Source organism: Shewanella profunda (assembly GCF_023283765.1).
GTDB lineage: Bacteria > Pseudomonadota > Gammaproteobacteria > Enterobacterales > Shewanellaceae > Shewanella > Shewanella profunda.
The window spans coordinates 174,299-189,390 of the sequence record NZ_JAKILG010000003.1; the positions used below are offsets into that span (position 1 = coordinate 174,299).

The following is a 15,092-nucleotide window of genomic DNA, read 5'->3' on the forward strand; positions in this document are numbered from 1 at the left end:
GTTTATAAGCTTAGCCAAGCTCGCTTTACTCTGTGATAACGACAGCATAATTAGCGGACTAGCATTATCACAACACTAAAAAACAGCACACAGGAGTGACGGCATGAATACAGTCGCATTTATCGGTTTAGGTAATATGGGCGGCCCAATGGCGGCCAATTTATTAAAAGCGGGCATGACGGTTCGCGTATTTGATTTAGTTCCCGAAGCCATGCAGAACCTTGCCGACCAAGGCGCTTTTGCTTCAAGCACGGCCTGCGGCGCGGCGGCGGGTGCCAATGTGGTCATTACTATGCTGCCTGCGGGCAAGCATGTGAAAAGTTTATATTTAGGCAATGGAACAGACAAAGGCCTGCTCGAAGTGGTTGCGGGTGATACCTTGCTCATCGATTGTTCGACTATCGATGCGCAAAGCGCACAACTCGTGGCGGCCGAGGCGGCAAAAAGTGGCATTGAATTTATGGATGCACCGGTTTCTGGCGGCACAGCTGGCGCGGCGGCGGGCACCTTAACCTTTATTTGCGGTGGCTCGGATAACGCTTTCGAACGTGCGCAGCCCGTACTTAAGGCTATGGGCGTGAATATCTTCCACGCAGGCGGTCCAGGGGCGGGGCAAGTCGCTAAAATCTGCAATAACATGCTGTTGTCAGTGTTAATGGTCGGTACTTCTGAAGCCCTGCAAATGGGGATTGACCATGGTCTTGATCCTAAAGTGTTATCCGACATTATGAAGGTCAGCAGTGGTGGCAACTGGACGCTAGAGAAGTACAATCCCTGCCCAGGCGTGATGGAAACTGTGCCTTCTTCTAAGGGCTATCAGGGCGGCTTTATGGTAGATTTGATGGTTAAAGATCTCGGCCTGTCCCAAGAAGCCGCATTATTGAGCAACTCCAGTACGCCAATGGGCGCCTTAGCCCGCAGCTTGTATGTTAATCATGCAAGGCAGGGCAATGGTCGCCGAGATTTTTCCAGTATATTTGAACAATTTGCACAACTTAAAAAATAGACATAGATAACAAGGGATAACCAGATGGATTTAACAGATAAGGTTGTCGTCATTACTGGCGGCGCGGGTGGCTTAGGCCTAGCAATGGCGCAAAATTTTGCGCAGGCGGGTGCTAAGTTGGCGCTTATCGATGTGGACCAAGAAAAACTCGAGCGAGCCTGTGCTGAGCTAGGATCGGACACTGAAGTCCAAGGTTATGCCTTAGACATTACCGACGAAGAAGACGTCGTCGCAGGTTTTGCCTATATCCTCGAAGATTTTGGTCAAGTGAACGTGTTAGTGAACAACGCCGGCATTCTGCGCGATGGCATGTTAGTCAAAGCCAAAGATGGCAAAGTGACTGACCGTATGTCTTACGAACAATTCCAGTCGGTGATTAATGTGAACCTGACGGGCAGTTTCCTCTGCGGCCGTGAAGCCGCAGCGGCCATGATTGAGTCAGGCCAAGCGGGTGTGATTGTGAATATCTCTAGCCTAGCTAAAGCGGGCAATATGGGTCAGTCAAACTACGCGGCTTCTAAAGCGGGCGTTGCGGCTATGTCTGTCGGCTGGGCAAAGGAATTAGCGCGTTACAATATCCGTAGCGCAGCGGTCGCACCGGGCGTGATCGCAACCGAGATGACTGCGGCAATGAAGCCTGAAGCGCTGGAACGTTTAGAGAAGTTAGTGCCTGTTGGCCGCTTAGGTCATGCCGATGAGATAGCTTCCACCGTACGTTTTATTATTGAAAACGATTATGTTAACGGTCGAGTATTTGAAATCGATGGTGGCATTCGTCTTTAATGACAATAATCTTATGGATATGCATAAAAACCGAGCCTAGCTCGGTTTTTTTATATGCTTAAGCGTTATACCCAAACAACCTGAAAATGCACGATTCAGCGGGAATTTCAGGTGGCTTGGGTATATATACCCTCTGCCTGTCTATTTAGCTTGTTGGAGTTGACATTTAGTTGTTAACCTTCAACAATCGCCCTCCAGTTTTTTTACATAATTTTACAACCATGTTTAACGGCATGATGGGGTTGGTTATCCGAATGTCTTGGCAGGAAAAAGCCCTTTGGCTTGAGAAAATAACGAAACGTATGATGCTCGTCGTGGGCACCCTTGGCGTTCTCGTTATTTACAGTGGATTTTTCTTTCTGCTATTGAGTGGTCGTACTGTGGCTGTGATCCCATGGTTTTTCCTCGTCTCGCCTTGGATTTGCATCTACTTCGGTTTGACTCAGGTACAACAAATAAAAGTGTTAAATTGGTTTATCAACAAATTTAAGAAATAGCCCATAGGGTAAATTAGGATTTTGTTTTAGTTTGTGATGTTAGCAAACATGGGGAAAACAATGGGTTTAGGACGCTATTTTCCATATCTGTTAAGCGCTGTATTGCTGCTTGGTGGTTGTGAGCGTACGGATACAACGGACACATCAGCAAAAGAGCATGGCGATCGCATCGTGGCACCTTATGGTAGCTGGCACTCACCTTTGTCTGCGATAGATGTGTTTGAACAGGCTGATAATGTCGCCGAGTTACAGAGTGTGGGTGATGCCATTTACTTTGCCGAATCAAGTGGAAAAGCGCAGGGTAAAGTGGGGATTAAACGCCTTGATGAGTTTGCGAATATCACTGAGGTAGTTCCCCCTGAGTTCAATGTTAAATCCACCGTTCATGAATATGGTGGTGCTGCATTTTTGGGGATTGGTCAGAGTCTATTTGCCACCAAATTACAGGATCAACTTTTTTATCGCTTTGCGCCAAACCAACCCCCACTTCCCTTAACCCCAAATGGTACTCGTCATGCTGACTGTATCGCCTATCCAAAAGGATCGCGCATTATCTGTGTGCGTGAAGATCACCGTCAAGAAGGTGAACCTAAGGCGAGTTTAGTGACGATCAATCTTAATTTTGCGGGTGAAGGGGATACCTTTGTCTCGGGGCATGATTTTATTGCCTCACCTACCATCTCCCCTGATAACACTCAGCTTGCGTGGATAACCTGGGAACATCCCTATATGCCTTGGGATAACAGTGTGTTATGGCTAGGGGATTTAGATCGTAAAGGGCAATTGAAAAATATCCGTAAGATAGCAACGCCCGAGCAGTCCTCAGTGACTCAACCTTTGTTCAGCCCTGATGGACAGCTCTATGTCGTCGCGGATATGAGCAATTGGTGGAATATTTATCGTGTTGAATCAACGGGTTTTCTCGTACCTGTGTTTGCCAAGAATGCCGAGTTTGCTGTACCCGATTGGTATTTAGGCAATCATAATTATGCCTTTGAATCGACCAATACGCTGATCGCCAGCTATGTTGAAGGAAATCAGGCTGCTTTGATCAGGATCTATTTAGACTCTGGTTTAACTGAACCTTTAGCCGTTGATTTTGCGGAAATAACCCAAGTCATTAAGGGCGAAGATGGGGTTTATTTTGTGGGTGCTAAGGCGACACCAGAACAGGGGGTTTACCGAGTCGTTGGCCGTGGTACAGAGCTTGTGTATGCTCCCGCGCTACCGAAACTTGGCCCTAATTATGTTTCACGGGCAAGGGATATTGCTTTTACTACGGGTAAAGATCAGCAAGCATATGGTTATTTTTACGCACCGGTGAATCCTGAGTATATTGCCCCCCATGATACTCGTCCGCCTTTAATTGTGATGTTGCACGGTGGCCCTACCGCGCGCGCCAGTCTTGCCTATCGCAGTGATATTCAGTTTTGGACTAGTCGCGGTTTTGCTGTGCTCGATTTAAATTTCCGCGGGAGCAGCGGTTTTGGCCGCGCCTATCGTCAAAGCCTCTATGGGAAATGGGGGCAGAGTGATGTGGAAGATGCGGTCAATGCCGCCAAATATCTAGTGGCGAAGGGGTGGGTTGATGGACAGAAACTTGCGATTCGTGGGATCAGTGCGGGTGGCTTGACTGTGATGTCATCATTAGCCTTTTATGACGTATTTCATGCGGGAGTGAGTTACGAGGGGATCAGTGATTTCGAGCAGCTCGCTAAGGGAACCCATAAGTTTGAGGCCGGTTATTTAGATCAATTGATTGGCCCCTATGCTGGCAATCAAAACCGTTACCGCGAATTATCCCCCCTAAACCATTTGGATGGACTCAATGAGCCATTACTCATCTTTCAAGGTCTTAGGGATCAGATTGTCCCCGCTCAGCAATCACAAAAAATCTATGAAGCGCTTAAAGCCAAGGGCGTACCAACAGCCTATATCGCCTATGACGATGAACCTCATGGTGGGCGAAAGCCTGAACATAAGGCAGCGGGATTAGAAATGGAACTCGCATTTTATGGGAAAGTGTTTCAATTTACCCCCGCAGGTAAATTACCAGAACTTGTGCTGGATAATGCGGCAGCCTTACATTAGTTCGGTTTTATGAGGTTGATTTAAGCTCAAGGTTAAGGCTATCGATAATGGCACAGTGGGGCTGCTTGCCTCCTTGGCATTGAGTGACCATTTGCTGTAGTTGCGTTCGCAGATTTTGTAACTTTACTATTTGCTGCTCAACATAGGCAAGATGGCTGCTAGTGAGTTGTTTAACATCTTCGGCATTGCGGCTTTCGTTACCCCTTAAACCGAGCAGCAGTTTACAGTCTTCTAAACTAAATCCCAGATCGCGGCACTGGTGCACAAACTTAAGGGATTCAATATCTCGGGTGCGATACACTCGATAACCCGCCTCATTACGCTCAGCGTGAACTAGACCAATATCGTGATAGTAACGAATACTCTTAACACTTAAGCCTGTTTGTTTAGCCACTTCGCCTATTTTCATTTTAACCTCGGTAAGCCGTGATACGTAAAACCTCGATCAGTCAATTCTTCCTTGACTCTCCCGCGATGGGAGACTTTATCTTAGACCTATAGTGTGAAACATCAAGTAAGGGATCTCCCATGTCTATGACCAGACTCTATGTCGCCAATATGAATTGTGCTGGCTGTGTTGCCAAAATTGAAAAGGCCTTTGCCGTCCAACAAGGGGTAGAAGCTCGGGTAAATCTCGCCGATAAACAAGTGACAGTCAATGGCACTATGAGTGCCGATGTCGCGCTTGAGGTGATGGCGAGTGCGGGTTTTCCGGCTGAAGTGATTGTGGATGCCAAGGCCGCAGCCGAAGAAAAACGGATTGAGGACGCGGCCGAGTATCGGCTTAGAATGCGCCAAGCCATTGTCGCGCTCGCGATTGGTATTCCTATGATGTTATGGGGATTACTGGGCGGTGAAATGATGATCAATAGCCCGAGTATGCAATTAGGTTGGGGCATTATGGGGCTTATCACTCTACTTTTGCTGGTGACTACGGGCGGACATTTTTATCAGGGGATGTGGCGGGCACTCAAAGCCAAAACCACCAACATGGATACGCTCATCGTGCTCGGCACTAGTACGGCATGGGCCTATTCCATGCTGGTGGTCATACTGCCAAACGCATTTCCTCTGGATACTCGCCATGTGTACTTTGAAGCGAGTGTGATGATCTTAGGTTTGATTAACCTAGGCCATGCTCTAGAGCTTAAAGCACGTGGCAAAACCAGCGAGGCGGTGCAGCGTTTGCTCGGGCTTCAATCCACAACCGCAATTCGTATCGGCGATAAGGGCGATGAGCTGGTTGAGATAAGCCTGCTCAAACTAGGGGATAAGTTGCGCTTACGTCCCGGTGATAGAGTCGCCCTCGATGGCATTGTTGAAACCGGACAATCCCTATTAGATGAAGCCATGCTCACGGGTGAACCCATTCCAGTCGTGAAAAATATGGGTGATAACCTAAGCGCGGGGACGGTTAACGGTAATGGCAGTTTGGTTTATCGCGTTACTGCGGGGCAACAAGATACGCGACTGGCGAAAATTATTGCACTGGTGCAAGAGGCGCAAACGTCTAAAATGCCTATCGGCCGACTTGCGGATAAAATCTCGGCGGTATTTGTCCCCAGCGTAGTCGCGATTGCGCTGGTGGCTGCGGTTATCTGGTACTTTGTTGGGCCAGCTCCCGCCTTAAGTCATGCGCTAGTCGTGCTAACCAGCGTACTTATTATCGCTTGCCCCTGTGCTCTGGGGCTGGCAACACCGATGTCGATTATGGTGGCGGTGGGGCGAGCGGCGCAAATGGGGGTATTAGTTAAAAACGGTGAAGCACTACAAACCGCGAGTAAGGTTGATTGTGTGGTGCTCGATAAAACGGGCACAGTGACGCTGGGTAAACCCGAAGTGACGGATGTGAATTGGTCACCTGAGTTAGAACCCCATGAACGTGAGCAACTGCTCGGCGCTATTGCTAGCCTAGAGCAACATTCTGAGCATCCCTTGGCGAGCGCGATTGTGAACCATGTTAAACCACTCGTGCCTACATTGCCCGAAACCGACGTTTTTACTAACCATCAAGGCAAAGGGATTGAGGGTAAGGTGGATGGGATTTGCTTTGCGGTGGGTAATTTTGCCCTGATGACCGCGTTCAACGTGGTGGCAAGCGATGGTGCCGCTTTAGATCCTAATGCGACTTCCCATTTTTCGAACCAAGGTAAAACCCCTATTTATGTGGCAAAAGCGGGCAAGTTAGTGGCCACTATTGCCCTTGCCGATCCAATTAAGCCTGATGCAAAGGCAGCCATTAGCGCCATGCTACAGCAGGATATTCGCGTTGTGTTACTCACGGGCGACAACCCACAAACTGCGCAGGCAGTGGCCAGTCAGGTGGGGATAACCGAAGTGATTGCAGGTGTATTACCAGAGCAAAAACAACAACATATTAAAGCATTGCAACAACAAGGGCATGTAGTCGCTATGGTGGGGGATGGCATTAACGATGCGCCAGCCCTGATGAGCGCCGATGTTGGGATAGCCATGGGATCCGGCACTGAGGTGGCGATCGAGAGTGCGGATATGACGCTACTTTCCCATCAACTGATAGTGATCGCGAACTTATTAGCATTATCGCGCGCGACCATCACCAATATTAAGCAGAATCTCTTTGGCGCTTTTGTGTATAACAGCTTAGGTATTCCCGTGGCGGCGGGGGTGCTTTATCCCTTAACGGGGATGTTGTTAAGCCCAGTGATTGCAGGTGCTGCCATGGCGTTATCATCCCTGACCGTGGTGACAAACGCTAATCGATTAAGGCGACAAAAGTTATAACTCCTAGCTTGCCTTGGTGTCGATTTGGCTCAGGTAATGGGCTACGCCAAGGCGAGGCTGAACAATGGTTCCATTGCTGATTGAGATCATCAGTTTGTCATCCGACTTGGCGATGATAAAACCTTACCTATTGGAAAATAGCCCTGAGATTAATCGTTGGATTTGGTCAGTATTTTAATCAAGCTAAAAGTTTGGGTAGGTCCTTTTTAGTTGATAATTTAGCCCAAACTGCTATAGTGCCACGTTTATTTTTACCCCCTCAGGTTCGACAAAATTGGTTTATGCTTAGTTGCATTGCCAAGAATCTAACCAACATTACTCGATTTGGAAGTTCATTTTGATCACAACAGCGAATATCACCATGCAGTTTGGCGCTAAGCCACTGTTTGAAAACATCTCAGTTAAATTTGGCGGCGGTAACCGTTACGGTCTTATCGGTGCAAACGGCTGTGGTAAATCAACCTTCATGAAGATCCTTTGCGGTGATCTAGAGCCGAGCAGTGGTAACGTCTCGTTAGATGTGAATGAACGTCTGGGTAAGTTGAGCCAGAACCAATTCGGATACGAGCAATACACGCTAATCGATACAGTGATCATGGGTCACCGTGAGCTGTGGAAGGTAAAGCAAGAGCGTGATCGTATTTATTCTTTGCCAGAAATGAGCGAAGAAGACGGCATTGCCGTGGCAAACCTAGAGATGGATTTTGCCGAGATGGACGGTTACACCGCTGAATCTCGCGCGGGTGAATTACTGTTAGGTGTGGGTATCGGCATTGAAACCCATTTTGGTTTGATGTCTGAAATTGCACCGGGCTTAAAACTACGGGTGTTGTTAGCGCAGGCGCTGTTCTCCGATCCCGATGTACTGCTGCTCGACGAACCGACCAACAACTTGGATATCGACACTATTCGTTGGCTACAGGACGTATTGAACCAACGCGATAGCACTATGATCATCATTTCCCATGACCGTTACTTTTTAAACTCAGTCTGTACCCATATGGCAGACTTAGATTACGGCGAGCTGCGCGTTTACCCAGGTAACTATGACGAATATATGCAGGCGGCCACCCAAGCCCGCGAGCGTTTAATTGCGGATAATGCGAAGAAAAAAGCCCAAATTTCTGAGCTTCAAACCTTCGTTGCACGTTTCTCTGCCAACGCTTCTAAGGCGAAACAAGCTACATCCCGTGCCCGTCAAATCGACAAAATTAAGCTAGATGAAGTTAAAGCCTCTAGCCGTGTTAACCCATTTATTCGCTTCGAGCAGGAAAAGAAACTGTTCCGTAATGCCTTAGTGGTTGAAAACTTAACTAAAGGTTATGACACGCCATTATTTAAAGATTTAAATTTGATTGTCGAAGTGGGTGAACGTATCGCTATTTTAGGTGAGAACGGTGTTGGTAAAACTACGCTGTTACGTACGCTTATCCATGATATTCCGCAGGATGAAGGCCATATCCAATGGTCTGAAAACGCAAATATTGGCTACTATGCACAGGATCATGAGTCTGATTTCGCTAACGAAATGACCCTGTTCGAGTGGATGAGTCAGTGGCGTAAACCTGAGGACGATGACCAATCGGTGCGTGGTATTTTAGGCCGTATGCTGTTTGGTTCTGACGACATTAAAAAGTCAGTCAAAGTGCTATCGGGTGGTGAGAAGGGCCGGATGTTATTTGGCAAACTCATCATGCAAAAAGCCAATATTCTGATGCTCGACGAACCGACCAACCATATGGATATGGAATCTATTGAGTCATTAAACAACGCCTTAGAAAAGTACGAAGGCACCTTGTTGTTTGTGAGTCACGATCGTGCATTCGTATCATCATTGGCTAACCGTATTATTGAAATTACCTCTAAAGGCGTGAATGATTTCAAAGGCACCTATGATGAGTTCCTCGCGAGCAAAGGCATTGAAGGCTAATTTTTGCCTTAAGTGTTTAAACCCTGTTTGAATAAAAATGCCGCTCATATTGAGCGGCGTTTTTATTTATGGTATTTGCATCGACTAAGCGGCTATTGCTTCACCTCGGCGCTCTTTTGCTCGACATAAATTAAGCTATCAGTATCAAAACCTTTGGCTTTAGCCATCTTGATAAATTGCTGAATTACCTCGGGGGATACCGTTGGGGTTTTGGCCAGTAGCCACAAATAACCGGTATCAGGCCCCGATATAAACGCGTATTGATAGTTTTCATGGTCTAATTCGAAGACCACATAGGATCCATAAAATGGCCCAAAGAAGGAGACTTTCAAATAACCTTCTGAATCACCATTTACAAAGTAGGCTTTACCTTCAGCCTCTTTCCATTCATTTTTTGAGGGGGAAAAACCACGGTTAATCACCATCACACCGCCATCATCTTTCAGACTATATTCGGCGGTGACTTGGTTTAAACCTCTTTCAAAGGAGTGATCGAGCCTCGCAATTTCATACCACTTGCCTAAGTAACGATTGAGTTCAAAGTCACTTACGGGTTGAACATTTTTAGGCATACCTAAACAGCCAGACAGTATTAACACGCTGATCATTAAAAGTAGTTTTTTCACCACAAGCTCCAAAAGTTAACGACTGCTAATGATAGTCTCGCAATATCTTAACCTTGGCAAATTCAATCTATCACTCTAGATTTGTGTGTTGTTTAATTTCGTTTGGCTTATCCAACCTTGGGTGATGCCTACGCTTATCATCAAACCGATAGCACTTAATCGAATAGATTAAATAATCGATTTTCGTGATCGGAAATGGTTTAAGGGATCTTGGCAATAAGCGCCTTTAATTCGCTGCAATTCGGCATAGTTTTGCTCAAAGTACACGGATGTGGGTATTGTCTTGTCCTTATAGCTAATAAAAGCGCCCGAGGTATTGGGAATGTCTGCATCGCGGCAGGCATCAATCCAATCTAAGGATCTGTTGATCCTTGTGTAAACCGAGTTGTCATGGAGTTGGGCTTTTTCCTCTAGATCTGCATTCCACCATGCCTGATATTGGATGATGTAGGCTTTTTCTTTGTAGGGGAAAGCACTCTGATTTTTCTGCGAGTCACTGATTTTTCTGTAAAAATCTCCTGTAATGGCGCCAAGAGTGACATAGGTAAAAAGACCTAATTGACGGTTTCCCTCGAGGGTTTGCGTCGAGGTTAGGCTTTCAAGCAAGTTAATATGTCCCGTTTTAAGCCCCGTCTGAGCCGCTAAACGTGAGGTTACTCTGTGGGGCGCGGGTTGGCTTAAATCCTGCCACTTCACCCCTTTCATCTGCAGGTTTTGACCCCATCCCTGCAACGCCGCTTGGCTTTGCTGCTGTAAACATTGAAACGACTCCCTGTTCCAGCTTTCCATTAATTGTTCACCATAGGCTTTGGTGAGTCCGCCTAGGGTATCAACGCGAACTCTATCGGGCTTTAAACCTAATTCGGAGAACTGATATTTAATAAAGTACTCTAAACTGGCATGATTTCCCTCCCAATGGCCGTACATAATACAGTTATGTTTTACCGAATTAGGGTCAAAACTTGCCACGCTGGTGTCGGCTTGGTTTGATTCTAGTTTTAGCTCAGGCCCTCGTTCGAGCTCGAATTCATCCTCAGGGCTGGCTAAGGATTTAGTATGGATCTTCAAATTGGTGCCGAGCAAACAGGATGTATTGTCGGCATTGATCGTTTCTTCCCAACGTTCTAGCAAACGTAATGTTGGCGTTGTCTCGATTAAGGTTTGTGTGTCGGGCTGATAGCAGTTCCATTCGAGCTCAAACTTAAGCAGGTTTGGGGGAAGGGGAAACGTTTGCACAAAAAAGCGCGTGACTATGCCATAACTCAAGCCACCGCCGCCCTTAAGTGCCCACAGTAGTTCGGGTTTATTGGCTGCCGAGATTACTTGGGTTTCACCTATACCTAATACAATTTCAGCCTGTAATAATGATTCACAGCACATGCCATACTTACGCGTCCAAGGTCCCCAGCCGCCGCCCATAATAAAACCCGACAATCCAACGCTTGCACTGGTGCTATGGGGGATCATCAAGCCCTTTTTAGCGAGATCCGTTGTCAGGCTATTAATGGTCGTGCCTGGCCCAATAGCGACAATGCCACTAATAGGGTCGATTTCAATGCTGTCCATTTTACTGAGATCGATCACTATGGTGTTAGTTTGTCCACTTTCCCCTTCATGATCATGTCCGCCGGAGCGCACACTAATGGGTAAGTTGTAATCGATAGCGGCCTTATAGACGACTTTAACATCATGGGTGCTGGTGCATTTAATAATCGCAAGGGGCCTTTTTTGTAATCGCCGATTGAACAGTTGGCAAGCCTGTTGGTAGTTAATCATTTGCTTACCAGTGCTAACTAAAAAGTGCTGTTCGCTGTAATAGTGTCCATTGGTAATCATATTTTCAGCACGAATGTATGAGCGAACTTCATTAAGAAAGTGCATAAAATGTTTAGCTTGGGTAATCACTATACTTTCGCTAATACGAATTTCAGCACTTAATCTGGTCTCGGTGGATTGATTAATGAGGCATTCACATTCAAGTTCATCTGCAACTGTCATATGAACGGTGGAACGATAAGGGGTGAGTGACTTAAAAATATCAACACTGATCTTTATATCACTGCGCTCACTGGCGATATAATCTACCTGATAAATAAAGTGTGGCCAGGATTCATGGCTTGATTCAATAATATAGGCACAGCGTTCATTGGCTGGAATAATATTAGGGAGTTGCTTTAAAAATATATTGCTACTGGGCGTGTTTTTTTTGAATTCATATTCAGTGTCATTAAAGATGATAAGCATGACTTCTTGTTTTTTGGGTTTAATAAAATTAACCGTCTCGCCATGGTCAGTATGCTTTTTTTGATAAATATGCAGATTACTTTCAGTAATCGCTTTTTGCTGCTCAGGGTGTTGGTAATAATCGAAGATTTCAGCATCTGATAACCAGCGGTTTAACAATATAATGTCAATAATACTGCCATCGAAGGCAGTCTCAATATGATTGTTGGCAAACATCATATCTGGATCATATTCATTATCCGTAATGAGTGGAATATGATGCTGTTGGGTGTGAGTGATTTCACTATCGACATAACATTTTATTTCATTGTATTGGTAGCATACGGATAATAAATGCCAATGATCATCATTAAGCCCTCCGAGAGTTGAAATAGCCTCTATGCGAAGCAATGTTGTGGTAATCGCGCATTCAATATGGCCCAGTGAATTAATCTGGACAGAAAATCCAGTTTGGGTTGGCTCACTGACATACTGATAAATATGGCCGCCATGAGTGGTCTTTAACCAGCATTGAAAGGTAAAAATATCGAGTGGGCAGGTACTTATTGGCAGTGCTATTTCTGTAATACTCGTATTTTTCGTCGATGTTGGCTTATGTTTCATCTGTTGCAGTCCCTATTATTTCCGCTGATGATTTCCCTAATAGGGTGAACAAGATAAACAGGTTCACCCTTTAGTGGCTAAGCCCTAAATACTGGGCTTAGCACTTTAAAGTGATGTATTAATTCGGTCGCGACCATCGGCCTTTGCACGGTACAGCGCGGTATCGGCGGCGCAGAGCATTGCCATTGAGGTGCGAAATTGTCCATTGAGTTCACTCGCAATGCCTTGGCTTGCGCTCACAGAGACATAGTCGCGTAGCCCTTGCTCGGTAAAACGCAGGGCATTAATCCCTTGCTGTATTTTTTGGGCAATAGTGAGCGCCATTTTGGCATTGTGGTTTGGCAGAATAAGCGCAAATTCTTCGCCGCCGTAACGGGCTGCTAGTCCTATGTCGATAGGCACTATGTCAGCGATTACCTTGGCAATTTTGCGTAGACATTCGTCCCCTTGGATATGGCCGAATTGGTCGTTGAACACTTTAAAATAATCCACATCGATAATTACAACGCTGATGGGGCGCAGCTTGTCGGTACATTCATCCCATTGATATTGGAGTATTTCATCAAAGTAACGGCGGTTCGCAAGTCCCGTTAGTGAGTCAGTGGCAGCCAACTTACGCAGTTTCTGATTTTCTTCTTTGTGCTGAGTTAAATCATGTATCACCATCACGAACAATGGCTCATGGCTCGGGATATAGGAGATTGACAACTCGACCTCTTTTGCTTTGCCTGAGGCGGTTATTAGGGTGATTTCCTCGGCTGGGTGCTGCACTGGCTGACCATTGTCTTTACCCACTTGGGTGTCATTACTTAGTAGATTGTTATAGCGAGCTTGATGGTGCTCAGTTAAAAAGTTGCGCCAATCCTGCCCCTTCAACGTGGACTGTGGGCACGCTAATAAGTCAGCGCCTCTGCTGTTGCTAAAACGGATATAACCTTGGGCGTTGACCACAATAACGGCCTCAGTCAGATGCTGAATAAACAGTTGAATGGTTTCAACTGAAGATTGCTCAAACAGGGTAAGTGGTAAAGCGGATTGGGTTTCACTATGCAGCTCATTACTGAACGTGGAATGATGTTCACCCACTAGGGATAATGAGTGTTGTGAGCGAGTCAGTTTAGGTGAGCTTGTCATTGTTGTCATTCTCCGTGAACCTAATGTCATCTGCGCTAAGCGCTTTTCTGATGATGACTTTATTATTCACAAAGAAAAGATACCTTCTGCTTACCTTCTGATTTAACATATTGTTTATAAATGATTTAAATATTACCTTCCTAGTGGTTTTTGAGGCATTTGGTCAGTATTAGAGTGAGCGATACTATTTCAATGCTAATGGTCGAAGCTGAACATTGCCGTTTTAAGCAACAAAGTCAGCTTGAGGATGAGTGTAGTGATAAGAATTAGTATGGATTGAGTTGAAAATTCCAGTCGTTTACAAAGCTAATTAAAGGGGGGATGTAAGGCTTGGCTGTAGGATTTACCACGACACCATTTGCCACCTTGTTTAACCTTAAAGGTGCACATCGCATCCCAACGACCACTTACTCCGCTATATTGACGGCGAAAATCTTTGGCAGAGGTAAGCCACGCATCGGACGCAATGCCTAATTCATTCAGCAGTTTTGGCCGCTGACTATCGATAAAGTCTTTCTTATCTTGGCGAATCGCTCGGCCTGTCCAATCAATAAGTCAAGATAATCGGCAAAGTGAAACGGAATACCAGATTGCTCACCAAGGTGTGCAGCACCCTCAAATTTGGCGAGGGATTTGTGCGTTATTTTATGCAGATTATCGGAGGGCTTAGTTTGTTGATTTGGGATACTCAACGCACTATTGGACAGATTTAGTGAGCTAATTCGTGCTTGAATTGATGTAAAATCAGAGGATTGCAAGGAGTTGGTAATCCCTGCTCGAATAGGGTTTAAATCCACATACATCATACAAGCCAGTAATGCTTGTTCATCTAGTAACGCTTGCGACTTAAAACGCCCCTCCCAAAACGCATCTTTACACTCATCTTCACGATTGGCTTTACGGGCGATTTCTTCATTTAAACAACGCACCTCTTCTTTAAATCAAAGGCAACTAATACTACTCAATCGCTCATGCCATTCGGTAATTCACCCATCGAGCAACATGCGTTCACCTTCAATTAAGGCGTCACCATTCATATACTTAGTGGCAATGGCATGGCCTTTAGTGATTTGGCTCCAGCGGCTGATCATCTCTTTTTGCGTTAACGATTTCGCCTTCTGAATATAAATTTTAGTACTAGGTGATAGTGGTTATTCCCTGTCTATTTCGCAAAGAGGGCATAGGCGCAAATATCGATACAAAAAATAGCGGACAAGGCTTTGATTTTATCTACAATCCAACCGCGTCTATGTTCATAACTGCGGCCAGTGAGTTTATCCTCACCACATAGAAAAGCCCTTCTGACACAGCGATTTATCACATGATAGAAGGGTGTCGCATTAGCATCAATTAACTGTCTTCTGGCCGAGGTTATTATCCGCTCCAAACAGACGCAATTAAGATAATCTAAAGGC

At 45.7% G+C, this 15,092-nt stretch carries 10 protein-coding genes and 1 pseudogene; 6 read left to right on the plus strand and 5 right to left on the minus strand.

The features are described 5' to 3' along the window. Positions 1–103: 103 nt before the first annotated feature. From mmsB to L2744_RS02780, 4 genes are all read left to right on the plus strand, one after another. Positions 104–1,006, plus strand: a complete 903-nt coding sequence (mmsB, locus tag L2744_RS02765; protein WP_248990615.1) for a 3-hydroxyisobutyrate dehydrogenase — start codon at positions 104–106, stop codon at positions 1,004–1,006. 24 nt (positions 1,007–1,030) lie between these two features. Then, on the plus strand, positions 1,031–1,789 hold the full coding sequence (locus tag L2744_RS02770; protein ID WP_248990616.1) for an SDR family oxidoreductase: 759 nt from the start codon (positions 1,031–1,033) through the stop codon (positions 1,787–1,789). Positions 1,790–2,043: 254 nt separating this feature from the next. Beyond that, positions 2,044–2,286: a hypothetical protein gene (locus L2744_RS02775; RefSeq protein WP_248990617.1), complete on the plus strand. Its 243-nt coding sequence runs from the start codon at positions 2,044–2,046 to the stop codon at positions 2,284–2,286. Between the two features lie 60 nt (positions 2,287–2,346). Next, positions 2,347–4,377 carry an alpha/beta hydrolase family protein gene (locus tag L2744_RS02780; protein ID WP_248990618.1) on the plus strand — a complete coding sequence of 677 codons (2,031 nt, stop codon included), beginning with the start codon at positions 2,347–2,349 and terminating at the stop codon, positions 4,375–4,377. Between the two features lie 7 nt (positions 4,378–4,384). On the opposite strand, the gene L2744_RS02785 is transcribed toward L2744_RS02780, so the two are convergent. Beyond that, entirely contained in the window at positions 4,385–4,786 is a 402-nt protein-coding gene (locus L2744_RS02785) for a MerR family transcriptional regulator (protein WP_248990619.1), read from the minus strand. 119 nt (positions 4,787–4,905) lie between these two features. On the opposite strand from L2744_RS02785, the gene L2744_RS02790 reads away from it, so the two are divergent. Together L2744_RS02790 and L2744_RS02795 are read left to right on the plus strand one after the other, a co-directional pair. Beyond that, positions 4,906–7,140 carry a heavy metal translocating P-type ATPase gene (locus tag L2744_RS02790; protein WP_248990620.1) on the plus strand — a complete coding sequence of 745 codons (2,235 nt, stop codon included), beginning with the start codon at positions 4,906–4,908 and terminating at the stop codon, positions 7,138–7,140. Positions 7,141–7,477: 337 nt separating this feature from the next. Continuing rightward, positions 7,478–9,070: an ABC-F family ATPase gene (locus L2744_RS02795; RefSeq protein ID WP_248990621.1), complete on the plus strand. Its 1,593-nt coding sequence runs from the start codon at positions 7,478–7,480 to the stop codon at positions 9,068–9,070. Between the two features lie 92 nt (positions 9,071–9,162). Here the strand turns inward: L2744_RS02795 and L2744_RS02800 are convergent, their stop codons facing one another. From L2744_RS02800 to L2744_RS02815, 4 genes and pseudogenes are all read right to left on the minus strand, one after another. After that, a complete protein-coding gene (locus L2744_RS02800; protein ID WP_248990622.1) occupies positions 9,163–9,696 on the minus strand; it encodes a lipocalin family protein in 534 nt (177 codons plus the stop codon). A 168-nt stretch (positions 9,697–9,864) separates the two neighbouring features. Further along, positions 9,865–12,543 carry an FAD-binding oxidoreductase gene (locus L2744_RS02805; protein WP_248990623.1) on the minus strand — a complete coding sequence of 893 codons (2,679 nt, stop codon included), beginning with the start codon at positions 12,541–12,543 and terminating at the stop codon, positions 9,865–9,867. Positions 12,544–12,648: 105 nt separating this feature from the next. After that, complete coding sequence (locus L2744_RS02810; RefSeq protein ID WP_312018318.1) at positions 12,649–13,677, minus strand: sensor domain-containing diguanylate cyclase; 1,029 nt, start codon at positions 13,675–13,677, stop codon at positions 12,649–12,651. A gap of 306 nt (positions 13,678–13,983) precedes the next feature. Next, positions 13,984–15,052, minus strand: a pseudogene (locus tag L2744_RS02815) (transposase). Positions 15,053–15,092 lie beyond the last annotated feature (40 nt).